Raw genomic sequence first — 25,032 nt, forward strand, 5'->3', positions numbered from 1 at the left:
TAAGGAGTTCAGAAATGAAAAAAATACAATACATTGTTTTAGTAGTTTGTTTTTCTATTTCACTTTCTGCCTGTAACAATGAAGGAGAAAATGAATTTAAAGATTTTGACAGTTCGTTAAATGACGTGAAAAATAAAGAAACCGAACTAAGAGATGTTATGGATGACATGCAATTAAAAAGTCTAGATAATTTGAGTAAGACAGATATGACAGATAAAAATAAGAAAGCATTTAATGATTTGCAAAATGAATTAAACAGCAAATTGATTCCTAAACTAGAAGAATACGAAACAGCAACAAAAAATTTACCAACGGATTCAAATGAAACAAAAGAACTTAAATCTACTTATTTAGATTCAGTAAAAAAGAAAAAATCAGCAATCAATGAGTTGAAAACATTTGTTGATTTGTGTAATCAATCGATTAAAGCAAATGAAGATATCTTAGAATACACAAAACTATTTGAGAAAAATAGATCACAAGTTGAAGACAATATACAAAAAGCTAGTACTGTTGGTAATAGTACAGATGTTACTAATTTTAAAAATAAGTTAGAACAAAACAATAAAGACTTAAAAAACACTGCAGAAGCAGAGGCTGATTCTACAGATTCAAATGAAATAAAAAAATCTATTAAAGAACAAATTATGCCATTAATTACTAAGCAAATTAGAGACTTGAATAAAGCTGAAATAACAGATGGCTATGTGAATGACGCTCGAAAAAATGCTATTGAGATGTATTATAGCTTGCAAAATTATTATGAAACAAGAGAAGAAACTATTGAAATTAGTGATCAATTAGCGAAAATAGATCACAATAATTTACCTCAAAAAGGTGAAGAACTAGAACAGTACGAAGCTACTTTTAATAAGCAATATCAACAAGCGAATGATAACTATAATTAATAAATTTATAAGTTAAGTTATAAGAATTTGAATAAACTGTTAACAATAAAAAGAGAATTGTGTATAATTGGAAACAATGATATGAGAATATCGTGGAACTTTCACACTTGGTGAGACTTAGGGTGTGTTAAATATTTTTAGAGGTGAATAGAATGGCTATAAAGCTGAGTTCGATTGACCAGTTTAAGCAAATTATTAAAGAAAACAAATATGCATTTGTATTGAAACATAGTGAAACATGTCCGATTTCAGCAAATGCAATGGACCAATTCAACAAATTTTTATATGAAAGAGATATGGATGGTTACTACTTAATCGTACAACAAGAGAGAGATTTATCTAATTATATAGAAGAACAAACAGAAGTGAAACACGAATCGCCACAAGCATTTTATTTTGTTGAGGGACAAGCAATTTGGAATGCAAGTCATGATAAAATTAATGTCGCTTCTTTAGCAAACGCTGAAGAATAAAAACAAATTTAATTACATTTAGAAACGCTTGTTAATCTTTTATCAACACCAAGAGATTAGCAAGCGTTTCTTTTAATGTGAAAAAATTCCTAATGGCATGTATAATAAATAATTGAATGAGAAATATAGATTACGATTTGATAGTGAGCGAATTTATAGAGCTAAACTTTATAGTTTATAGCGTTAATTATGAGTTAGAACGCTGAATTTCAAAGTAAGCGTGTTTTAAATGCTCACATAGGGATATAAGTCTACGTGTATACTATAATAAATAAGTCTACAGAGGGAAGATGATTTTCTTTGAGTTGTGTATAATCATCATACAATAACAATTATTAACAAAAAAATTTGAGGTGACAAATATGAAAGTTTTAGTAGCGATGGATGAATTTAATGGTATTATATCTAGCTATCAGGCCAATCGTTATGTAGAAGAAGCGGTAGCGAGCCAAATAGAAAAAGCAGATATTGTTCAAGTGCCATTATTTAATGGGCGTCATGAACTTATGGATTCTGTCTTTTTATGGCAGTCAGGTACGAAATATAAAGTGCCGAGCACATGATGCAGATATGAATGAGGTAGAAGCGGTTTATGGCATTACTGATAACCATATGACGATTATTGAAGGCAACTTGTTTTTAAAAGGGGACAAGCCAATCATTGAGCGCACAAGTTATGGTTTAGGTGAAATTATGTTAGATGCATTAGATAATGATGCAGAACATATTATTATGTCTTTAGGTGGTATAGGTAGCTTTGACGGTGGTGCGGGCATGTTACAAGCACTTGGGGCTAAGTTTTATGATGATGAAGCACAAGAAGTGGATTTACGTCAAGGTAGTAAGATGTTGAAATATATACGTAAAATTGATATTTCTGACATTCATCCACAATTGAAAAATGTACGTTTTCAATTAATGTCTGATTTTGATAGTAAACTATATGGGAAAAATAGTGAAATTATGCAAACATATGAACTCTATGGAATGACACGTCAAGATGCTTGCTGAAATAGACAATTTACTGTGGTATTTAAGTGAAATTTTCAAAAGTGAGTTAAAACTGACAATGGGTCCTGTTCAAAGAGGTGGCGCAGGCGGTGGTATTGCCGCAGCCTTAAATGTACTTTATGATGCCGAAATTATGACAAGCCATGAACTTGTGGATCAAATTACACATTTAGATAATTTGATACAACAAGCGGATTTAATTATATTCGGTGAAGGTGTAAATGAAGCAGACCAAATTTTAGAAACAACAACAGTGCGTCTTGCAGAGTTAGCAACGAAGCATAATAAACCATCTATTGCCATATGTGCGACAGATGACAAATTTGATTTGTTTGAATCAATGGGTGTCACTGCTACATTTAATACGTTTATAGAAATGCCGGAAAGTTTTACAGATTTCAAGATGGGTATTCAAATTAGACACTATACCGTACAAGCAATTAAATTATTGAAAACACAATTTGAAGTGTAAGTAGATAGGTCGTGAAAATTTTGAACGTAAGGTAAATAAATGACCGCAAGTTCACACTTAATGATTATAAATATATGAGAAATAGAAAAAGCGTAGATTCCTCAAAGTGAGGGTCTACGCTTTTTTATTGAGTTTGGATTTATAAATCCAATTTACAAACTTAATTTACTTTTTATAAGTGTTTACGACTTCTTGTGCGATGCCGACAATGACATCTACAGCTTTTTCCATAACATCAATGGATGCATATTCAAAAGGTCCATGAAAATTAGCACAACCTGTAAAGATATTAGGGGTTGGTAGGCCCATATATGAAAGTTGAGACCCGTCCGTTCCACCACGTATAGGTGCTGTATTAGCAGGGATTTCTAACTTTTCAAATACACGTTTTGGTATATCAATTACATGTGGGTTTGGTTCGATTTTTTCCCCCATATTGTAGTATTGATCATTGATTTCTATTTCTATTGGTGCATCAGTATAATGCGTATTAATGTCATTTTTAATCTCAACAAGACGTTTCTTGCGTAATTCAAAATGATTTCTATCATGATCACGAATAATATAGTGTAATGTCGTTTTTTCAACATCACCGTTCATTTTCATTAAATGATAGAAACCTTCGTAATCTTCTGTTCTTTCAGGCACTTCATTTTGTGGTAATAATGAGTTGAATTGTTGCCCCAAGAGAATAGCGTTAATCATTGCATTTTTAGCAGAACCAGGATGTACATTGACACCGTGACACGTAACGATTGCTTCTGCAGCATTGAAGCTTTCATATTGTAATTCGCCAAATTCACTGCCATCCATAGTGTAGGCAAAATCAGCATTAAAACGCTCAACATCAAAGGCATGAGGGCCTTTACCAATTTCTTCATCTGGCGTAAAAGCAATACGAATAGGTCCATGTTTGACTTCTGGATGTTCCGTTAAATATTTAATTGCTTCCATGATTTCAACGACACCAGCTTTGTCATCAGCACCTAATAGTGACGTGCCATCTGTGACCATTAACGTATGACCTTCTACGTATTTCATAGCAGGAAATACATCTTGGCTCAATATACGACTTGTTTCACCTAATTTGATTGGTTGGCCATCATAATTTTCTATGATTTGTGGATTTACATTTGATGCATTGAAATCAGGCGAAGTATCAACATGTGCCAAAAAGCCAACAGTAGGTAAAGCTTCGTCAACATTACTTTCTAATGTTGCGAATAAATAACCTTGTTCATCAATGTCAGTTTCTAAACCTAAATCCGTTAACTCGTCATTTAACAAATTTAGTAAATCCCATTGCTTCTCAGTGGAAGGCGTGGTATTAGACTCTGGATCAGATTGTGTATCTATTGTTACATATCTTGTTAATCTATCAATTATATCAGTTTTCAAAAAAACACCCCTTAAGCTCTATTGTTCATATTGTAAGATTTTTTATATGTTTTACCATTCATTCTACCATAATGTTGTTTAATCCGTGTATTGAGATGATAGATGATTTCTGCACATAGAATACCAAAAGCAATCGCGCCTGAAATCAAAGTGACTTCAAGAAATGTATTTGTAGCGAGTGTATATTGATTACTAACTAAATAACGTGTCGCTTCATATGCTAAACCACCTGGTACTAATGGGATAATCCCTGGAACAATAAAGATAATAACAGGTCGTTTGTAACGTCTACTCATTACGTGACTCATAATTGCTAAAATAAAGCTTCCTAAAAATGAAGCCATTACTTTACCGAAATCTAAGTCCACAGTAAGTTTGAAGATGATCCAGCCCATTGCGCCAACGAAACCACAAGCTAAAAGGAGGCGACGTGGTGCATTAAAGATAATCGAAAAAAGCATTGTAGCTAAAAAGCTGACAATAAATTGTAAAACATAATATCCGATGAGCATATAAGCACTCCTTTTTTAAAATATTAATAAAACGATGGCAACGCCGGCACCAATTGCAAATGCTGTGAGAGCCGCTTCAACGCCACGAGACATACCGGCGATCAATTCTCCGGCCATTAGATCACGAATAGCATTCGTAATTAATATTCCTGGTACAAGAGGCATGACGCCAGCTATGGTTATAAAGTCTTGGTTTTCTGTCATACCTAATTTGGTGAATGTGGCGGCGACCGTTATAACAACTACAGCACTAAGAAATTCTGAAAAGAATTTAATTTGAATATAGCGTTGTACAAAATCAAAAGTTAAAAACGCACCAGCTCCGAGCAATAATAGCGAAAAAGAAGTCGTTTATTCCGCCGCCAAACATGATGAGGAAGAATCCACATGCGATTGCCGCTGCGAAGAATTTAGTAATAGATGAAAATTGTAAGGATGCATGATGTAAATGTATGAGTTCTGACTTTGCCTCATCTATATCTAATTGATTGTTTGAAATTTTACGCGATAAACTATTGGTTAAGGCGATTTTTTCTAAATCAGTAGTTCTCTCACGAATGCGTACAAGTCGCGTGTTCGTACGATCATTAAGGGAGAAAATAATTGCTGTAGAAGTTACAAAGCTATATGTATCATCTAAGCCATAGTTGGCAGCGATTCGTGTCATTGTATCTTCCACACGATAGGTTTCAGCACCACTTTCTAGCAAAATTCTTCCCGCGATAAGTACGACATCAATCACTTTGTCTTCATCAATGATAGTGATTGTATCTGACATAGTTGGTCACCTCCTAGAATAATATTAGAACAATTGAAAGTTTACAGCGTACAACAGTAACTTTCAATAACAATTCATACTCTGTTATTAATTTTTAAACTCCCATTATATATTGTAACAAACATAATTTTGTAATTGTTGTTTTTAAGTTAAAAAATAAAATTGAAACATGCGCTTCAATCTAGATTTCAATTTTAACATATAGATTCTTTGAGTGTTGACTGTGTCTGGTTTTAGACGTAGTTATTTTTTGAAATGGAGAGGGGAGTTGCACAATTTGAAACGTGACTACAGAAAATGAGCATAAAAAGAAGAGAGCGGGAATATGAAAACAAAGTTAGAACTTTGCTTTTATACTTCCCACTCCCTGTTTAAGCAGTTTTAAATTTGAAGTGCTTTTTATAATTTAACAATTGGATTAAACATGACTTGATTACGGCCTTCATTTTTTGCCATGTGCGAGCATGTCATCCGCAATTTTGAATACTTTACGTTGAGATTTGTAATCTTCTTGAGTTAAGTAACCTACACCAATAGATACAGATAACTTGATAACTTCTTTATTCGGTAAATGGAAAGTAGATTGTTCTACGCCCGCACGAATATTTTCACTGAGTTTTACACATTGATCTAAAGTATAATCGTATAAGACAATTGAAAATTCTTCGCCTCCATTCCGATAAATACTAAATTGTTGAGGCACATAATTTTTTAATAGTTGTGCGACTTGTCTAAGTACGGCATCGCCAGATTTATGTGAAAATTTATCATTTACATCTTTGAAACCATCTATATCAATGAGTAATAACCCTAAGCTTTCATTGTTTTCTTCAGCGATACGCGTCGTTTCATTTAAATGTCTATCAAATTCTTTAACATTACCCAAGCCAGTTAAATAGTCCAGTTTATCTTCATTTTCATAACGATTAACTAATGAGAAAAAATGCCAAATATCAACAAATGTGATAGAAGAAGTAATCGTTAAAATAAAGGATAGTGGTATTAAGAACAACACCTCTGTTAATTCATAATAAGGGCTGATAAGTGATAAGATAAGCAAAATAACTAATGTAATTGCATTAAGGATTTGTAATGAAACAATGTCGCTTTGTTTTAAAAATGGTCCAACTGCGCCGACCACGATGGCTATAACAATGAGAATCGTAGCAATAATAATTGTGAAGTCACCAATTAGTACATTGACTACAGATACTATAATCGCGGCTAGAACGGTATATACCATATTTGTATATCTACCTAAGAATAAAATAGGCACGAATGATAAATAGAGTGCGTATTCATTGAATAGGGGCACTGGATAGGCGGATAGTAAAAGTGCTACTATCGTCATTAAAATAGTGACGTATTCTTTTGAAAACACCATGTTTTTATTTTCTGAATACTGTAGGCGATGGAATAAGTAAATTCCCGCCACAATAACAGAGATATTGTAGATAATAGCTTCAAACATTTAACGTTACACTCCTTTGAATAAACACTTAGTTATTGTAAGTGAAAACTTACATTTTGTCATCACTATATAAATAGAAATTTATAACATTCACTTAATATTCATGTTAAAATATTTGTCTGAGTGATTATATATAAATCACTTAGTTTATAATTAAAAATCAAAACAAATTCGTTTATAGGATGTTAATTATCTCATTACTATTTGTATAAGTAAAAGCGTATGAGGTATTATGGTATTAAGTGCATAAATATTTAGATATGGCCGATGTGCAATTTGTTAGAGTTGCATCAACATCACAGACCATTTTATAGATAATATAAATTTGCAGTTTAAAGTTAAAATTATTTTCAATGTAACGACTTTGAAATTCGAAATAATCAAGAATTATATTAATGAAGGTGAACTGATGTATACATTATTATTAATCATTTTTTCAATGATTGTCAGTTTAATACTAACACCAATAATTATAAAGGTTTCTCATAAACTAGGCATTGTAGATAAGCCGAATTTTAGAAAAGTACATACAAAACCCGTTTCTGTATTAGGCGGAACTGTAATACTTTTTGCGTTTCTATTAGGAATATGGCTAGGACATCCGATAGAAACTGAAGTTAAACCGCTTGTTATTGGATCAGTATTAATCTATTTGGTGGGACTTGTAGATGATATCTATGATTTGAAACCAGTTATAAAATTAATTGGCCAAGTAATTGCAGCACTCGTCGTTGTATACTACGGAGTGACGATTGATTTTATCTCCTTACCAATTGGGCCTACGATACATTTTGGTGTATTTGGGATTCCTATCACTGTGATTTGGATTGTAGCCATCACTAATGCAATTAACTTAATCGATGGATTAGATGGATTAGCATCTGGTGTATCAATGATTGCCTTAATGACAATCGGCTTTATAGCAATATTACAAGCAAATATTTTTATTATGATGATTTGCAGTGTCTTAATAGGTGCGCTTTTAGGATTCTTATTCTTCAATTTCCATCCAGCTAAAATCTTTTTAGGTGATAGTGGTGCATTACTTGTAGGATTTATTGTAGGATTCCTATCATTACTAGGATTTAAGAATATAACTTTTATTTCACTATTCTTCCCAATTGTTATCTTAGCAGTGCCGTTTATCGATACGTTGTTTGCGATGATACGTCGTGTGAAGAAAGGTCAGCATATTATGCGGGCAGATAAATCGCATTTACATCATAAATTATTAGAATTAGGTTATTCACATCGCCAGACCGTAATACTTATATATTCTATAGCATTACTATTTAGTCTTGCTAGTATTATATTATATTTATCTCAACCATGGGGTGTACTCATGATGCTCATTCTTATTTTAGTTACGATTGAGCTTATTGTAGAATTTACTGGTCTCATTGATGATGATTACAGACCTTTAATGAAATTAATTGAAAACAAACAACGAAACAAAGACGACGAACATCAATAATAAAGAGGCTTCCATGATGGAAGTCTCTTTATTTTATACTCTGATACGTATAATTTGGATTTCAAAATTAAGAAGTAGAAATATCGAAAGGTAAGCGTACAACTTCATTTTCTATTAAATCATAATTTCCTGAAGTGTTACGATTTAAAAAATCTATAAATTGAGTGTAATCTGTTTTAACAACATCAATGTGATAACTTACTTTATCAGTATAATTTGTTTCACGTAATAAGTAAGGTGTGCTCGCAAGTTCATATTCAAACTTACCTGTTAAATCATAAGCAATGGTAACCGTTGTAGGTATAGCAGGACGCAAAGCAACTCTACCAATATCATAAATTACATCTCGTACTGCACCACTATATGCACGGATTAATCCGCCACCGCCTAATTTAATGCCACCAAAGTAGCGTGTGACCACTACGGCAAGATCATGTATCTCTAATTTTTTTAAAATATCGAGCATAGGAACTCCCGCTGTACCACTTGGCTCACCGTCATCATTTGCTTTTTGGATATTCATTTGGTCTCCAACTGTATATGCTGAACAATTATGTGTTGCTTCTCGGTGTTCAGATTTCACTGCCTCGATAAAAGCTTTAGCGGCATCTTCAGATTCCACAGGTTTAATATGCGCTATAAAACGTGATTTACTGATTATATTTTCAATTATATGTTCTTTTTTAATTGTGATTATTGCATCATCCATTTATCGTCACCTCATCTTTGTATAGTCAGACAATCATTTATGTATGTTTTTAAAATTCATTAATTACACATATTATACACTGTATTGTATTATAGATTAAATACAAAAATAAATTTTCTTTTTACTTAAAATAGGGTATCATAGTTGTGAGTATAATTGAGGAGGATTAAGATGAAGATTGCTGTCTTGACGGATTCAACGAGCTATCTATCTCAAACGCTAATAGAAAAATATAATATAAGAATTGCGCCGCTAAGCGTAACTTTCGATAATGGTGAAAATTTTGTAGAAAACGCAACAATATCAACGGATGCATTTTATAAAAGAATGGAAACTTCAAATACAATTCCCACGACGAGTCAACCTGCCATTGGAGAGTTTATAAAACATTTTAAAGAACTTCAAGAAGAAGGCTATACTGATGTCATATCTGTTTTTATTTCATCTGGTATTAGTGGCAGTTATCAAACAGCTACGCAAGCAGGGAAAATGGTAGAAGGTATCAATGTACATACATTTGATTCGAAATTAGCCGCAATGGTAGAAGGTGGTTACGTCTTACGTGCAGTTGAAATGATAGAACAAGAATATGAACCTCAAGATATTATTAAAGAGCTTGAAACTATGCGAGAAGTAACGGGTGCAATCTTAATGGTAGATGATTTGAAAAATCTACAGAAAAGTGGTCGTATCACTGGAGCTCAAGCATGGGTAGGTACAATGTTGAAAATGAAACCTGTGTTAACATTTGATGATGGCAAAATTGTACCAGAAGCAAAAGTCCGCACGAAAAAACGAGCACTCAATGAAATTATTAATAAAGTTACTGCTCAAGTGAAAGATTATGAAGAAGTAACTTTATATATTATTGAGGGTGATAAATCAGAAGATGCCGCATGGATGGAAAAAGAATTACAAGAAAAATATCCGCAATATCACCTTCACCGCTCTAAGTTAGGACCTGTTATTGCGGCGCACTTAGGTTCTGGTGGTATGGGACTAGGATTTACAGGGAGAAACATACGTATATCATAAATATTAACTTGTTTAAAGACATGTCATGCCAAGAAAATGGTATACATGTCTTTTTTTATTGGAGGTCATCTAAGATAAAACATTATGGAAAACTAATTACCGAAAAAGATATGTTAACTGATGAGAAAATCAGACACATTTCCACTGGTGTGATAAACAAACAAGGGCGTTGGTATTGTATACAATGTCATACACAAGAAAAACGTCATTTTTACAAATACTTTTCAACATTATTAGATAAAGAAGTTGTGTATTGCAGAAATTGTATCAATTTGAGCAGAATGGATAATATTAATGAAGTTTATATTACTGAAACAAATACGGCGATTTCCCAAGGGGTATATCACTTACCATTTGAATTATCAGAACAACAACGCTTTGCTTCAATTCAAATTTTAGAAGCGGTTAAAAATTTAACATCTATTTTATTATATGCTGTGACAGGCGCTGGTAAGACAGAAATGATTTTTGAAGGTATTAGCTTTGCGAGAAGCGCAGGCTATAATGTTGCCGTTGTATCGCCAAGAGTAGATGTTGTTATAGAAGTGAGTTTACGTATTAAAGCAGCTTTTCGAGATGAGGCAATAGATGTACTTTATCAAGGTCAGAGACAATGTCATAATGGCCACTTTGTGATTGCTACAGTGCATCAATTATATCGCTTTAAGCATCATTTTGACTTGATTATTGTAGATGAAGTGGATGCATTTCCGCTATCAATGGATCCAATACTCTTTGATGTCATCGCACATGCATCAAAAGAACATCATTGCCACATTTATATGACTGCGACGCCACCAACTGCATTACTTAGCAAAATGAAAGATGGTGGTATAGTAACATTGCCTGCCCGTTTTCATAGGCAACCTTTGCCAATTCCTCAGTTTAAATATTACAAAATAAAATTTCACAAAATACAACGATTTCTTATGAATCGATTGAAACAACAAATTGAAACAGGACGGTATACGCTCGTGTTTTTTAATCACATACATCTTATGAAACAAATGTACCATTGTTATAAAACAGAAATAACTTCATTGGCCTATGTACATAGCGAGGATGTACTTCGTTTTGAAAAAGTGAGCGATTTAAGAAAAGGTAAATATAAAGTGATGTTTACCACTACAATTTTAGAAAGAGGCTTTACTATGGCGAACTTAGACGTTATTGTGCTTAATAGTCATATGTTTGAAAGCAGTGCACTTGTGCAAATTGCCGGAAGAGTGGGACGTAAATTAGAAGCTCCGGCAGGATTAGTATTATATTTACACGAGGGGATTACCATGGACATGCTTAAAGCACGCAAGGACATTAAAAAAATGAACGCATTAGCGCACAGCAGGGGATGGTTAGATGGCTAGATGTATTCAATGTCATCACACGTTTTCTGAAGCGTTTAACGCCTTCACATTTTATAAAAAAGCATCTAAATTATGTGAATCATGCAAAGAACATTGGAATGAGCTCAATATTAAACCCCTCAATCGGTGTGTCAGATGTTTAAAGAACTTAGAAGAAAATGAAGCGGATTGCTTAGATTGTCTATTTTTAGCTACAAAATATAATTTAATGAATCAGTTATATTGCCAATACCAATATAAAGGTATGTTGAAGACCCTGATTCATCAATATAAATTTAAGAAAGATGTCGCAATCTGTGAAATATTAGCAACACAGCTTCATTTTCCTAAAATGTCATATGATTATATTGTGCCCATACCATCTCCTTTAGTTAGAGATAAAGAGCGAACATTTAATCCTGTGGCGACCGTGTTAGATAAAATGGGTGTGAATTATGAGCCAATACTACGTACGCGCATACGTCCAAAGCAATCACTTTTAGGAAAACAATTACGGGCACAATCAAAAAATCCATTTGAAATTGCAAAAAATGTAGATTTAGAAAATAAAAACATTTTACTTGTAGATGACATTTATACTACAGGCTTAACAGTTCATAATGCTGCAGAATTACTTTTTGTTAGAAAAATCAGAAAATTCGATGTGTTTACGTTTGCACGGTAGGAGAAACGTGGTATTATAAGAGTAAGCAATATTACCAATATAGAGGTTTTAAAGGAGTCGATTATTATGATCAGATTTGAAATTCACGGGGAGAACCTCACTATTACTGATGCGATTCGCAACTATATTGAGGAGAAAATTGGTAAATTAGAAAGATATTTTAATGATGTGCCAAATGCAATCGCACATGTTAAAGTAAAAACGTATCAAAATTCAGCAGCAAAAATCGAAGTAACTATTCCATTGAAAAACGTTACTTTAAGAGCTGAAGAACGCCACGATGATTTATACGCAGGTATTGATTTGATTAACGGTAAACTTGAAAGACAAGTTAGAAAATACAAAACGCGTGTAAATCGTAAAAATAGAAGTCGTGGAGAACAAGAAGCATTTGCATCATTGCCACAAGAAAGTGAAGCAGAAGAGATTCAAAATGATGACAATGAAAGTGATATCGAAATTATTCGTTCAAAAAATTTCAGTTTGAAACCTATGGATTCAGAAGAAGCAGTATTGCAAATGGATTTATTAGGACATGATTTCTTTATTTTCACAGATCGTGAAACTGATGGTACGAGTATTGTTTATAAAAGAAGAGATGGAAAATATGGTTTGATTGAAACAACTGAATAATTTGTTTTAATTAAGTCCAATATTAAACTAACCGTAGCGTTCATGATTGAGTTAAATCATGGACGCTCATTTTTTGTTGTGTTACTATGAAATAATTTGAAAGTTAGGTAAGATCTTGTGTATATTTTAAGTGAATAAGAAATAAAATAAAAAATGAAAACTACTAATAAATAAAAAATAGCATTAACAAGCGAAAAAACTGTTTAAATGGAAAGTTAATAAGTGTAAATTTAAGCTTATAAATGATATCATAAATTGTTGTAAGCGAAGAGTTAAAAAGCTAAAGGAGCGAACAAAATGGGTTTTTTATCAAAGATTGCAGATGGCAATAAAAAAGAAATAAAACGCCTTGGTAAATTAGCCGACAAAGTCCTTGCGTTAGAAGAGGATACGTCGATATTAACTGATGAAGAAATTATAGAGAAAACAAAAGCATTTCAAAAACAATTACAAGCAGAAGAAGATATTAAAAAACAATATAAAATGCTCGATGATATTTTACCGGAAGCCTTTGCGCTCGTAAGAGAAGGTTCAAAACGTGTGTTCAATATGATTCCATATAAAGTTCAGGTCATGGGTGGTATTGCAATTCATGGTGGCGACATTTCTGAAATGAGAACGGGTGAAGGTAAAACGTTAACTGCAACAATGCCAGTTTATTTAAACGCATTGTTAGGTCGCGGTGTGCATGTTATTACAGTAAACGAATATTTATCTAGTACACAAAGCGAAGAAATGGCAGAACTATATGAATTCCTAGGGTTATCAGTAGGATTAAACGTCAACAGTATGACAACAAATGAGAAGAGAGAAGCATACGCAAGTGATATTACGTATAGTACGAACAATGAGTTAGGCTTCGATTATTTACGTGATAATATGGTGAACTATGCAGAAGAACGTGTTATGAGACCATTGAACTTTGCTATTATTGATGAAGTTGACTCAATTTTAATCGATGAAGCGCGTACGCCACTAATCATTTCAGGTGAAGCTGAGAAATCGACTTCGCTTTATACACAAGCAAATGTCTTTGCTAAAATGTTGAAAAATGAAGACGACTATAACTACGATGAAAAAACAAAAGCTGTTCAATTAACAGAACAAGGTATTGATAAAGCAGAACGCATGTTTAAGATTGATAATCTATATGATGTGAATAATGTGGATATTATTAGCCATATTAATACTGCGTTACGTGCACATGTGACATTGCAACGAGATGTGGATTACATGGTGAATAATGGTGAAGTCTTAATTGTTGATCAATTTACTGGTCGTACAATGCCAGGACGTCGCTTTTCAGAAGGCTTACACCAAGCCATAGAAGCAAAAGAAGGCGTGAAGATTCAAAACGAATCTAAAACAATGGCTTCTATTACATTCCAAAACTATTTCAGAATGTACAACAAACTTTCTGGTATGACAGGTACAGCTAAAACTGAAGAAGAAGAGTTCAGAAACATTTATAATATGACTGTAACTCAAATACCTACTAACAAACCGATACAACGTGTGGATAAACCAGACTTAATATACATTAGTCAAAAAGGTAAATTTGATGCAGTTGTTGATGATGTTATTGAAAAACATAAACTTGGACAACCTGTACTATTGGGTACAGTTGCAGTTGAAACCAGTGAATATATTTCTAATTTATTGAAGAAACATGGCGTACGTCATGACATTTTAAATGCTAAAAATCACGAACGTGAAGCAGATATAGTTGCTAATGCGGGTCAACGTGGAGCGGTTACTATCGCTACTAACATGGCAGGTAGAGGTACAGATATTAAACTTGGCGCAGGTGTTGAAGAAATCGGCGGCCTTGCAGTAATTGGTACAGAGCGACATGAATCCCGTCGTATTGATGATCAATTACGTGGTCGTGCTCGGACGACAAGGTGATAAAGGGGACAGTCGCTTCTATTTATCCCTACAGGATGATTTAATGGTACGTTTTGGTTCAGAACGTTTACAAAGTATGATGAATCGTTTAGGTATGGATGATTCTACACCAATAGAATCTAAAATGGTGTCCCGTGCCGTTGAATCTGCTCAAAAACGTGTAGAAGGTAATAACTTTGATGCACGTAAACGTGTACTTGAATATGACGATGTATTACGTAAACAACGTGAGATTATATATGGTGAACGTAACCGTATTATTGATAATGATGAAAGTGGAGATTTAGTAAATGAAATGCTCCATTCTACAATAGATAGAAGCGTTCATTATTATATAAATGAAGATGAAGAAGATTTAGATTATGAGCCATTCATCAACTATATTGATGATGTATTCTTAAATGAAGGTGACTTAAAACTAGAAGATATCAAAGGTAAGGACCAAGAGGATATCATTGATATTGTTTGGTCAAAAGTTGAAGTCGCGTTAAAAGATCAAAAAGAGAAAATTGGTACACAATTTGATGAATTCGAACGTATGATTTTACTTCGTTCAATCGATTTACATTGGACAGATCATATAGATACAATGGATCAATTACGTCAAGGTATCCATTTGCGTTCTTATGGCCAACAAAATCCATTACGTGATTATCAAAACGAAGGTCACCAACTTTTCGATACAATGATGCAAAACATCGAAGAAGATGTCAGCAAATATATCTTGAAATCTGTAGTAACGGTTGAAGATGACTTAGAACGTGATAAAGCAACAGATTTCGGTAAAGCTGAACACGTATCTGCAGAAGATGGTAAAGAAAAAGCTAAAGCATCACCTTATGTTAAAGATGATCATATCGGTAGAAACGATCCTTGCCCTTGCGGTAGTGGAAAAAAATATAAAAACTGCCACGGTGCGTAATTTGAAAGTGATTTTAAATAAAACCGGAAGTCTTGATAAAGCATATATCAACTTCCGGTTTTTATTTATCAAAAATTAAAGTTAGCGTGTTTTAATAAATAAAAAACAGTGGCAGAGTTGTAATTAAGCCTCAAACTTTTGTAGAATAGATATATTGAATAAAATAACATAATTTAATAGTAGTATTTCAATCGTACGATAACAGGAGAGATGCATTGATGGAACTATCAGAAATTAAACGTAATATAGATTATTATAATGAAAAATTAGAGCAGCTTAGGGGGTCTCTTTGACTTAGAAGAAAAAGAGACAAATATTCAGGAATACGAAGAAATGATGACTGATCCTACTTTTTGGGATGATCAAGATAAAGCACAGGAAATTATCGATAAGAATAATGCTTTAAAAACGATCGTAAATGCATATCGAGGATTAGAATCTGAAATAGAAGAGATGGAAACAACAAGAGAACTATTATTAGACGATGATGATGAAGATATGAAGTCAGATTTAGAACAGAACGTATTAGATTTTAAAGAAAACTTAGATAATTTTGAACTACAATTATTACTTGATGGTCCATACGATGCGAACGATGCCATTATGGAACTACATCCTGGCGCAGGTGGTACGGAATCGCAAGATTGGACAAATATGCTTTTAAGAATGTATCAACGTTATTGTGAACACAAAGGGTTTAAAGTTGAAATTGCAGACTATCTACCTGGTGATGAAGCGGGCGTTAAAAGCGTTACATTAATCGTTAAAGGTCATAATGCCTATGGTTATTTGAAAGCTGAAAAAGGCGTGCATCGACTTGTCCGTATTTCACCGTTTGATTCGTCTGGACGTAGACATACTTCATTCGCTTCTTGTGATGTTATACCACAATTCAATAATACAGAAATTGAAATCGATATAAATCCAGATGATATTAATGTTGATACATTTAGAGCATCTCGCGCAGGTGGTCAACATATTAATAAAACAGAATCAGCAATTAGAATAACCCATCATCCTACAGGCATTGTAGTAAACAACCAAAATGAGCGTTCTCAAATTAAAAACAGAGAAGCCGCAATGAAGACATTGAAAGCCAAGTTATATCAATTGAAAATTGAAGAACAAGAGCAAGAAATGGCAGAAATTCGTGGTGAGCAAAAAGAAATTGGCTGGGGAAGTCAAATAAGATCTTATGTTTTCCATCCTTATGCAATGGTTAAAGATCATAGAACAAATGAAGAATCAGGTAAAGTAGATGCAGTTATGGACGGCGATATAAGTCCATTTATAGAAGCATACTTACGTAGTCAAATGGATCATTCAGAAAGTTAAGCAAATGATAATAAGAGATCTCGTCATTAGTATTTAAACTAGTGACGAGATCTTTTTAAATTTAAAGAAAGAATAAAAAAATATGTAAAATGCAATTTAAAATATTACATGTTAGATTGAGCTGATGTATGTAGATATGCTTTAAAAGGTTGTAATATCAAGGTTTTGAACGCGCTTTAAGTTAATAGCAGTGACCCATATTTAGTCTCAATTGTCTATTGCATTACAGTATAATAACAATCACAAAAGAGGGGAAATTTTATGCTATATTATGATTGATTAAAATTCAAGACAGTAAAGGGTTGAACATGTAATGAAGAAAGGATTAACATTTTCTGTAACATCGGCAACATTGTTTTTTGGTTTTAATGGTATTGCATCAGCAGACCAAATTCACACAGTAAAAGAAGATGCTAAATTATCTGATATAGCGCAAGCATTTGCCACAACAACAAATGAAATTCAGTCATTAAATCAATTGAATGACAAAGTAACTGTACAAGCAGGAGAGCAATTAGTTCTTCCGGACAAAGATATAGTAGAAATAAAGCAAGGAGATACGGTTTTAAATATTGTCGCTAAATATCAGCTTAATTTAGAACAACTTTATCAGTTAAACCCAAATCTAGGAGAAGTTATTTATCCTGGACAATTAGTGGCAGTATCTGAAAAGGGTTCAGCACATTTAAACAACCAACTTCAAAGTATTTTTAACGAACAGCAAGTACAGAATGAAACAAGGGAAGATAATGATGTTCCAGTAACATCAAACAACTTTGCACCGACAACACAGCATACTTGGGATTACGTAGGAAAAGAAGCAGCAAATAATCAAAATGAAAGTACACAAATGTATTCTAATCAATATAAACCAACACAGGTAGCTTCAAATGATAGTAATTATTATGATTGGGGACAATGTACATACTATGCATTTGATCGTCGTCAACAATTAGGGAAATCAGTAGGTAACCTTTGGGGTAACGCAAATAATTGGGCTTCGGCGACGAGTAATAGTGGCTACAAAGTTAACCGTACACCTGAAGTGGGTGCGATTTTCCAAAGTAATGCCGGTAACTATGGCCATGTAGGTGTTGTAGAACGTAAAAATCCAGATGGATCAATTGTAGTATCAGAAATGAATTGGCAAGGTGTAGGACAAAAATCTTATAGAACAATTCACAACACTGATCAATATAATTATATTCATTAGCAAATCATATAACTTCAATATCATCTGAATACATAAAGAAAAGATGCTTGGTAGTGAGCTTATATTAGAGGTGAGCTTTGCTTAATATAATAAATGGTACATCATAGAACCACTCCATCATGTTTTGAAGTGGTTCTATGTTTATAGTTCATTGTGGTTAAATAATGTCATGAATAAAATAATGCGACAAAAATATAATTTTTCTAATAAGATTTTGTAGTATATGCCTAGCCAACTACTGCCAAAATAATAACGGGACTGAGATATGAATTTATGTCCTTGGCGCCTCATAAATTGAATTAGTTAAATTCAATTACATTGATAAGACATTTTGATTGTTGAATGATATTATAAAATTAAGTATAATCATTCATTAAACAAACTAGGAGGCGATGTCATGGGAGTACATCAATATTTTAAACGCTTGTCTGATTTAGAAAAATTAATTAGATTGCCGGGAAAATTTAAATACTTTGAGCATAATGTCGCTGCGCATTCATTTAAGGTGACAAAAATTGCACAATATTTGGCTACAGTAGAGGAATACCATGGTAATGAAGTAGATTGGAAGAGTTTATATGAAAAGTCGTTAAATCACGATTTTGCTGAAATTTTCACGGGTGATATCAAAACACCAGTTAAATATGCAAGTGGTGAATTAAAAAAACTCTTCTCACAAGTCGAGGAAGAAATGGTAGACCATTTTATAAATGAAGAAATTCCAGAAGCTTACCAAGATATATATCGAGAAAGACTTCAAGAAGGTAAAGATGACTCATTAGAAGGTCAGATACTTTCTGTAGCCGACAAGATAGATTTATTATATGAAACATTTGGTGAAATACAAAAGCGTAACCCTGAACAACTATTTTTTGAAATATATGAGATGTCCTTAGAAACAATTATGCAATTTGATCATCTAAGTTCGGTACAAGATTTTATAGATAATATTATTCCTGAAATGTTAACGGAGAAATTCATTCCAAGATCAGAATTACGTGAAACAACAATGGCTATTTTAAATAATAGGAATGGGTGAAGTGAATGATTTGGTATGTGCTCGCATCCTTCTTTCCATGTATTTTCGTGGTGTTTTTCAGCGTACTAACACGAAGTAAATGGGTAGGAACGATTTTAACATTAATTATAATTGGTGCATCCGTTCAAAAAGGCTTTTTTCATAATGAATGGATCATTTTTATAGATGTCGCCTCGTTGCTAGTCGGTTACCTTATTATCGATCAATTAGAATTTCATAAAAAAGAAGATGACTGAGTAATGAGTATTAAGCAACTTAATTGCTATAGTTAAATAAGCGTTTTATAATTGTATAAATTCAACAATATAGTTTATTTTAGGATAAACAAAGACAACTTAGGCAAACATGGTGATAGAACTATGTTTGTTTTTCTTTATATATAAGAAGATAAAAAGCGAACAAATGTTTGCTTTTTCATTTATAAATCTGTTAAAATATGTAACGAGAATATGAATCTGCAAACTTGATGCAGACACACAGCAACAGTGGTATATACATTTTAAACATAGACACATCAGGTATGTTCGTATCGTTAGAAATTATATAGGAGGCATGTGTCACTATGGAACACCATCAATTTAAATTACAATCTGATTTTACACCTCAAGGTGATCAACCAGAGGCGATAAAGAAAATCGTTAAAGGCGTTAATGAGGGCAAACGTCATCAAACTTTACTCGGTGCGACAGGTACAGGTAAGACCTTTACGATGAGTAATGTTATTAAACAAGTAGGGAAACCGACACTCATTATCGCGCATAATAAAACATTAGCAGGGCAATTATATAGTGAGTTTAAAGAATTCTTTCCAGAAAATAGAGTAGAATACTTTGTCAGTTATTATGATTACTATCAACCAGAGGCTTATGTACCATCAACTGATACATTTATTGAAAAAGATGCTTCAATAAATGATGAAATTGACCAATTACGACATTCAGCGACAAGTTCACTTTTTGAAAGAGACGATGTCATTATTATTGCGAGTGTCAGTTGTATATATGGTTTAGGTAACCCAGAAGAATATCGAGATTTAGTAGTCAGTGTTCGAGCCGGTATGGAAATGGATAGAAGTGAACTTTTAAAAAAATTAGTAGACGTGCAATATTCGAGAAATGATATTGATTTTAGACGCGGTACATTTCGTGTAAGAGGAGATGTTGTTGAAATTTTTCCGGCTTCGAGAGAAGAAATGTGTATTCGTGTAGAATTTTTCGGTGATGAAATTGATCGTATCCGTGAAGTGAATTATTTAACGGGTGAAGTTTTAAGAGAGCGTGATCACTTTGTGATTTTCCCAGCTTCCCACTTCGTAACACGTGAAGAGAAAATGAAATCTGCGATACAAAGAATTGAAAATGAATTAGAAGAACGTTTAACAGAATTACGCTCAGAAAATAAATTATTAGAGGCACAACGACTAGAACAACGTACGAATTATGATTTAGAAATGATGCGTGAAATGGGCTTCTGTTCTGGTATTGAGAACTATTCTGTTCATTTAACGTTAAGACCAATGGGATCAACGCCGTATACGTTATTAGACTATTTTGGCGATGATTGGCTTGTGATGGTTGATGAATCACATGTGACATTACCTCAGATTAGGGGTATGTATAATGGAGACCGTGCACGTAAACAAGTACTTGTAGATCATGGTTTCCGTTTGCCTAGTGCTTTGGATAATAGACCTTTAAAATTTGAAGAATTCGAAGAAAAAACCAATCAACTCGTTTATGTATCTGCTACACCTGGTCCATTCGAGTTAGAACATACAGATGAAATGGTACAACAAATCATTCGTCCGACAGGTCTTTTAGATCCTGAGATTGAAGTGCGACCAACGGAAAATCAAATTGACGATTTAATAAGTGAAATTCATGAGCGCATTGAACGTAATGAACGTGTGCTAGTTACGACATTAACTAAAAAAATGAGTGAAGATTTAACGACTTATTTGAAAGAAGCTCGGCATTAAGGTCAATTACCTACATTCAGAAATTAAAACGTTGGAGCGTATAGAAATTATTCGTGATTTACGTATGGGAACTTATGATGTCATTGTTGGAATTAACTTATTAAGAGAGGGTATCGATATACCAGAAGTGTCTCTTGTTGTTATTCTTGATGCGGATAAAGAAGGTTTCTTACGTTCTCATAGATCACTTGTTCAAACAAGTGGACGTGCGACACGTAATAGTCGTGGTGAAGTTATTATGTATGGTGACAAGATTACCGATTCCATGCGTTATGCCATTGATGAGACAGAACGACGTCGTACAATTCAAAAAGCGTATAATGAAAAACATAATATTACGCCTACGACGATTAATAAGAAAATTCATGATGTTATTAGTGCCACAGTCGAGAATGATGAAACGAATGAACAACAACAAACTGAAGTACCTAAGAAAATGACGAAAAAAGAACGCGAAAAAACAATCGCAAATATAGAAAAAGAAATGAAACAAGCAACCAAAGATTTAGATTTCGAAAAAGCAACAGAGCTTAGAGACATGTTGTTTGAATTAAAAGCAGAAGGGTGACAAATATGAAACAACCATCCATTGTAGTAAAAGGGGCTCGCGCCCATAATTTAAAAGATGTAGATATTGAAATACCGAAAGATAAACTCATCGTAATGACGGGACTTTCTGGATCTGGAAAATCTTCACTTGCCTTCGATACAATTTACGCTGAGGGACAGCGTAGATATGTTGAGTCATTAAGTGCTTATGCAAGACAATTTTTAGGTCAAATGGACAAACCGGATGTTGATACAATTGAAGGTTTATCACCTGCGATATCAATTGACCAAAAGACGACAAGTAAGAACCCAAGATCAACTGTAGCGACGGTAACTGAAATATACGACTATATACGGTTACTCTACGCACGTATAGGTAAACCATTCTGTCCTAATCACGGTATTGAAATAGAATCGCAAACTGTACAACAAATGGTAGACCAAGTGATGCAACTTGAAGAGCGTTCTAAAATCCAATTATTGGCTCCTGTGGTTTCTCACAGAAAAGGTGCACAAGAAAAACTCATAGACGACATTAGTAAAAAAGGTTATGTACGTGTTCGTGTTGATGGCGAAATTATGGATGTAAACGAAGTGCCAAATTTAGATAAAAATAAAAACCATACCATCGAAGTGGTAATAGATCGCTTGGTAGTTAAAGCAGGTATTGAAGGACGTCTTGCTGATTCTATAGAAACTGCGATTAGACTTGCTGAAGGTACGTTAATCGTTGATATCATTGATGGAGAAGAATTAAAATTCTCAGAAAACCATGCTTGTCCGATATGTGGTTTTTCAATTGGTGAGTTAGAGCCACGTATGTTCAGTTTTAACAGCCCATTTGGTGCATGTCCAACATGTGATGGTTTAGGATTAAAATTAAAGGTAGATGTAGACTTAGTGGTTCCTGATACTAACAAAACTTTAAATGAAGGTGCGATCATAGCTTGGGAATCTTCAAGTTCAGATTTTTATCCAACATTATTAAATCGTGTTTGTGAAGTATATAAAATTAATATGGATAAACCATTTAAAAAATTGACATATAGACAACAAGATATCATTTTAAACGGTTCTAAAGGTAAAGAAATTGAGTTCACATTCAAGCAACGTAATGGTCAAACACGTAAACGAACAATGGAATTTGAAGGTGTGCTTAATAATATTAATCGTCGTTATCATGATTCACCATCCGAACTTGTTAGAGAGATGATGAGTAAATATATGACAGAGCTACCTTGTGAAACTTGTAATGGTAAACGTTTAAGTCGTGAAGCACTATCTGTATATGTTTCTGGTCAGAATATTGGAGAAGTTGTTGAACATTCAATTAAAGATGCATTGCATATGTACGAACATATCGAATTGTCAGAACAAGATAGAAAAATTGCAGATCAAATATTAAAAGAAATTAACTCGCGTTTAGAATTTTTATATAACGTCGGTTTAGAATATTTAACACTTAATCGTGCATCAGGATCGCTATCAGTGTGGTGAAGCGCAACGAATTCGTCTTGCTACACAAATTGGTTCTAGACTGTCAGGTGTACTTTACGTGTTAGATGAGCCTTCTATCGGTCTTCACCAACGAGATAATGATCGACTCATAAGCACATTAAAAGAAATGCGTGACTTAGGTAATACTTTGATAGTCGTAGAACACGATGAAGATACAATGCGTGCGGCTGATTATTTGGTTGATGTAGGCCCAGGTGCAGGTGAACATGGTGGCGAAATTGTCGCGAGTGGAACACCTAAACAAGTAATGAATCAGAAAAAATCACTCACTGGTCAATATTTAAGTGGGAAAAAGCTGATAGAAGTACCTGAAGAACGCCGTGAAATAACTGACCGAAAAGTAAGCGTTAAAGGCGCAAGAAGTAATAACCTAAAAGATATTGACGTAGATTTTCCATTATCAACAATGACAGTAGTTACAGGTGTCTCAGGTTCAGGTAAGAGTACGTTAGTTAATGAAGTGCTGTATAAATCATTAGCAAAACACATTAATAAATCAAAAGTAAAACCAGGTGATTGTGACGAAATTCAAGGAATAGATCAACTTGAACGTATAATCGATATTGATCAATCACCTATTGGAAGAACACCGAGATCAAATCCAGCAACTTATACAGGCGTATTCGATAATATTAGGGATATCTTCGCTCAAACAAATGAATCTAAAGTAAGAGGTTATACGAAAGGCCGCTTTAGCTTTAATGTAAAAGGTGGTCGTTGTGAAGCTTGTAGAGGTGACGGTATTATAAAAATTGAAATGCATTTCTTACCAGATGTGTATGTGCCGTGTGAAATTTGTGGTGGTTCTAGATACAATAGAGAAACGCTAGAGGTCACGTATAAAGGTAAAAACATTGCAGATATTTTAGCAATGACAGCTGAAGAAGCGACTAATTTCTTTGAAAAAGTACCTAAAATTCATCGCAAATTGAAAACATTAGTTGATGTTGGACTAGGATACGTTACATTGGGTCAACAAGCGACGACACTTTCTGGTGGTGAAGCACAACGTGTTAAACTGGCTTCTGAATTGCATAAACGTTCTACGGGTCGATCCATCTATATACTAGATGAACCTACTACTGGTTTGCATGTTGATGATATTGGGCGATTATTAAAAGTACTCAATAAACTAGTAGAAAATGGTGATACTGTAGTTATTATTGAGCATAACTTAGATGTTATTAAAATGGCAGATTATATTATTGACTTAGGTCCAGAAGGTGGCGACGGAGGCGGTATGCTTGTAGCTACCGGCACGCCAGAACAAATTGCAGAAGTAAAAGAAAGTTACACAGGACAATACTTAAAACCTGTGCTAGAAAGAGATACAGTAAAATAAAAATATATGAAAATTACTAATGTAACGCTATCCAAAAAGGTGGGTTACATAAAGTATGAATGCCTCTCTTTAAAGTAAGTACTTTAATGTGCAAACTTTGAAGGGGGTATTTTTGTATTTAAAAGCAACAACTATACAAAAAATGGTTTATAGTAAATTAAATGAATAAATTGAAAATATAATCAGTCACTAGTGTCTGATATCGTTTATAATTGATATAATGATAGATATTATAGATATGTATTGAATTATCGATCTTCTACACTTTTTGATATGGATTATCATTTCTTTTTGATATGATAATATCATATTGCAAATGTAAGAGA

Annotated in this window: 14 protein-coding genes and 6 pseudogenes; 15 read left to right on the plus strand and 5 right to left on the minus strand. The window is 33.5% G+C overall.

From position 1 onward, the window contains the following. Positions 1-14: 14 nt before the first annotated feature. From ABLV90_RS07295 to ABLV90_RS07305, 3 genes and pseudogenes are all read left to right on the plus strand, one after another. Entirely contained in the window at positions 15-908 is an 894-nt protein-coding gene (locus ABLV90_RS07295) for an EMYY motif lipoprotein (RefSeq protein ID WP_460872415.1), read from the plus strand. Between the two features lie 152 nt (positions 909-1,060). Continuing rightward, positions 1,061-1,381 (plus strand): bacillithiol system redox-active protein YtxJ, encoded by a 321-nt coding sequence (gene ytxJ / locus ABLV90_RS07300; protein ID WP_069817890.1) that lies wholly within the window; start codon positions 1,061-1,063, stop codon positions 1,379-1,381. 362 nt (positions 1,382-1,743) lie between these two features. Next, positions 1,744-2,864, plus strand: a pseudogene (locus ABLV90_RS07305) (glycerate kinase). A gap of 165 nt (positions 2,865-3,029) precedes the next feature. On the opposite strand, the gene pepT reads toward ABLV90_RS07305, so the two are convergent. The 4 genes and pseudogenes from pepT to gdpS all read right to left on the minus strand — a co-directional run bounded on the left by pepT (position 3,030) and on the right by gdpS (position 7,023). Next, positions 3,030-4,262 carry a peptidase T gene (gene pepT, locus ABLV90_RS07310; protein WP_427707577.1) on the minus strand — a complete coding sequence of 411 codons (1,233 nt, stop codon included), beginning with the start codon at positions 4,260-4,262 and terminating at the stop codon, positions 3,030-3,032. Between the two features lie 11 nt (positions 4,263-4,273). Continuing rightward, positions 4,274-4,774 carry a threonine/serine exporter family protein gene (locus ABLV90_RS07315; RefSeq protein ID WP_002508286.1) on the minus strand — a complete coding sequence of 167 codons (501 nt, stop codon included), beginning with the start codon at positions 4,772-4,774 and terminating at the stop codon, positions 4,274-4,276. Between the two features lie 15 nt (positions 4,775-4,789). Next, positions 4,790-5,552, minus strand: a pseudogene (locus ABLV90_RS07320) (threonine/serine exporter family protein). A 399-nt stretch (positions 5,553-5,951) separates the two neighbouring features. Next, a pseudogene (gdpS, locus tag ABLV90_RS07325) lies at positions 5,952-7,023 on the minus strand (GGDEF domain-containing protein GdpS). 409 nt (positions 7,024-7,432) lie between these two features. Here gdpS and ABLV90_RS07330 point away from each other — a divergent pair. Further along, on the plus strand, positions 7,433-8,497 hold the full coding sequence (locus tag ABLV90_RS07330; protein WP_460872416.1) for a glycosyltransferase family 4 protein: 1,065 nt from the start codon (positions 7,433-7,435) through the stop codon (positions 8,495-8,497). Between the two features lie 67 nt (positions 8,498-8,564). Here ABLV90_RS07330 and ABLV90_RS07335 read toward each other — a convergent pair whose 3' ends face one another. Further along, positions 8,565-9,206: a YigZ family protein gene (locus ABLV90_RS07335; RefSeq protein ID WP_460872417.1), complete on the minus strand. Its 642-nt coding sequence runs from the start codon at positions 9,204-9,206 to the stop codon at positions 8,565-8,567. 171 nt (positions 9,207-9,377) lie between these two features. Here ABLV90_RS07335 and fakB1 point away from each other — a divergent pair, with 171 nt between their 5' ends. The 11 genes and pseudogenes from fakB1 to uvrA all read left to right on the plus strand — a co-directional run bounded on the left by fakB1 (position 9,378) and on the right by uvrA (position 24,706). After that, a complete protein-coding gene (fakB1, locus tag ABLV90_RS07340) occupies positions 9,378-10,241 on the plus strand; it encodes a fatty acid kinase binding subunit FakB1 (protein ID WP_427705252.1) in 864 nt (287 codons plus the stop codon). A gap of 41 nt (positions 10,242-10,282) precedes the next feature. Next, positions 10,283-11,605 (plus strand): DEAD/DEAH box helicase family protein, encoded by a 1,323-nt coding sequence (locus ABLV90_RS07345; protein WP_460872866.1) that lies wholly within the window; start codon positions 10,283-10,285, stop codon positions 11,603-11,605. Further along, on the plus strand, positions 11,598-12,269 hold the full coding sequence (locus ABLV90_RS07350) for a ComF family protein (protein ID WP_427707580.1): 672 nt from the start codon (positions 11,598-11,600) through the stop codon (positions 12,267-12,269). Before ABLV90_RS07345 ends, ABLV90_RS07350 begins: the two co-directional genes overlap by 8 nt. Before the next feature lie 66 nt (positions 12,270-12,335). Continuing rightward, on the plus strand, positions 12,336-12,902 hold the full coding sequence (gene hpf, locus ABLV90_RS07355; protein ID WP_069817900.1) for a ribosome hibernation-promoting factor, HPF/YfiA family: 567 nt from the start codon (positions 12,336-12,338) through the stop codon (positions 12,900-12,902). A 297-nt stretch (positions 12,903-13,199) separates the two neighbouring features. Then, a pseudogene (secA, locus tag ABLV90_RS07360) lies at positions 13,200-15,732 on the plus strand (preprotein translocase subunit SecA). Between the two features lie 218 nt (positions 15,733-15,950). Next, positions 15,951-17,067 (plus strand): peptide chain release factor 2 gene (prfB, locus tag ABLV90_RS07365; protein ID WP_460872418.1). Its coding sequence is split into 2 segments (ribosomal slippage): positions 15,951-16,022 and positions 16,024-17,067, totalling 1,116 coding nucleotides; the frame shifts between segments, so codons are not numbered across the junction. Positions 17,068-17,380: 313 nt separating this feature from the next. Beyond that, positions 17,381-18,280 (plus strand): CHAP domain-containing protein, encoded by a 900-nt coding sequence (locus tag ABLV90_RS07370; RefSeq protein WP_460872419.1) that lies wholly within the window; start codon positions 17,381-17,383, stop codon positions 18,278-18,280. 397 nt (positions 18,281-18,677) lie between these two features. Then, a complete protein-coding gene (locus ABLV90_RS07375; RefSeq protein WP_069817903.1) occupies positions 18,678-19,319 on the plus strand; it encodes a YfbR-like 5'-deoxynucleotidase in 642 nt (213 codons plus the stop codon). Positions 19,320-19,324: 5 nt separating this feature from the next. Next, positions 19,325-19,555: a CsbA family protein gene (locus ABLV90_RS07380; protein WP_460872420.1), complete on the plus strand. Its 231-nt coding sequence runs from the start codon at positions 19,325-19,327 to the stop codon at positions 19,553-19,555. A gap of 326 nt (positions 19,556-19,881) precedes the next feature. Then, positions 19,882-21,865 (plus strand): annotated as a pseudogene (gene uvrB / locus ABLV90_RS07385) (excinuclease ABC subunit UvrB). Between the two features lie 5 nt (positions 21,866-21,870). Next, positions 21,871-24,706, plus strand: a pseudogene (uvrA, locus tag ABLV90_RS07390) (excinuclease ABC subunit UvrA). The last annotated feature ends 326 nt before the right edge of the window (positions 24,707-25,032 follow it).

The organism is Staphylococcus sp. 2S1 (assembly GCF_046721335.1).
Classification (GTDB): Bacteria; Bacillota; Bacilli; order Staphylococcales; family Staphylococcaceae; genus Staphylococcus; species Staphylococcus equorum_A.

Excerpts from the sequence above, each read along its gene's own strand:
- ABLV90_RS07380 (WP_460872420.1), top strand. The coding sequence starts at position 19,325 with ATGATTTGGTATGTGCTCGCATCCTTCTTTCCATGTATTTTCGTGGTG.
- ABLV90_RS07335 (WP_460872417.1), bottom strand. The coding sequence starts at position 9,206 with ATGGATGATGCAATAATCACAATTAAAAAAGAACATATAATTGAAAAT.
- ABLV90_RS07370 (WP_460872419.1), top strand. The coding sequence starts at position 17,381 with ATGAAGAAAGGATTAACATTTTCTGTAACATCGGCAACATTGTTTTTT.
- ABLV90_RS07330 (WP_460872416.1), top strand. The coding sequence starts at position 7,433 with ATGTATACATTATTATTAATCATTTTTTCAATGATTGTCAGTTTAATA.
- ABLV90_RS07350 (WP_427707580.1), top strand. The coding sequence starts at position 11,598 with ATGGCTAGATGTATTCAATGTCATCACACGTTTTCTGAAGCGTTTAAC.
- fakB1 (WP_427705252.1), top strand. The coding sequence starts at position 9,378 with ATGAAGATTGCTGTCTTGACGGATTCAACGAGCTATCTATCTCAAACG.
- ABLV90_RS07315 (WP_002508286.1), bottom strand. The coding sequence starts at position 4,774 with ATGCTCATCGGATATTATGTTTTACAATTTATTGTCAGCTTTTTAGCT.
- hpf (WP_069817900.1), top strand. The coding sequence starts at position 12,336 with ATGATCAGATTTGAAATTCACGGGGAGAACCTCACTATTACTGATGCG.
- ABLV90_RS07375 (WP_069817903.1), top strand. The coding sequence starts at position 18,678 with ATGGGAGTACATCAATATTTTAAACGCTTGTCTGATTTAGAAAAATTA.
- ytxJ (WP_069817890.1), top strand. The coding sequence starts at position 1,061 with ATGGCTATAAAGCTGAGTTCGATTGACCAGTTTAAGCAAATTATTAAA.
- ABLV90_RS07295 (WP_460872415.1), top strand. The coding sequence starts at position 15 with ATGAAAAAAATACAATACATTGTTTTAGTAGTTTGTTTTTCTATTTCA.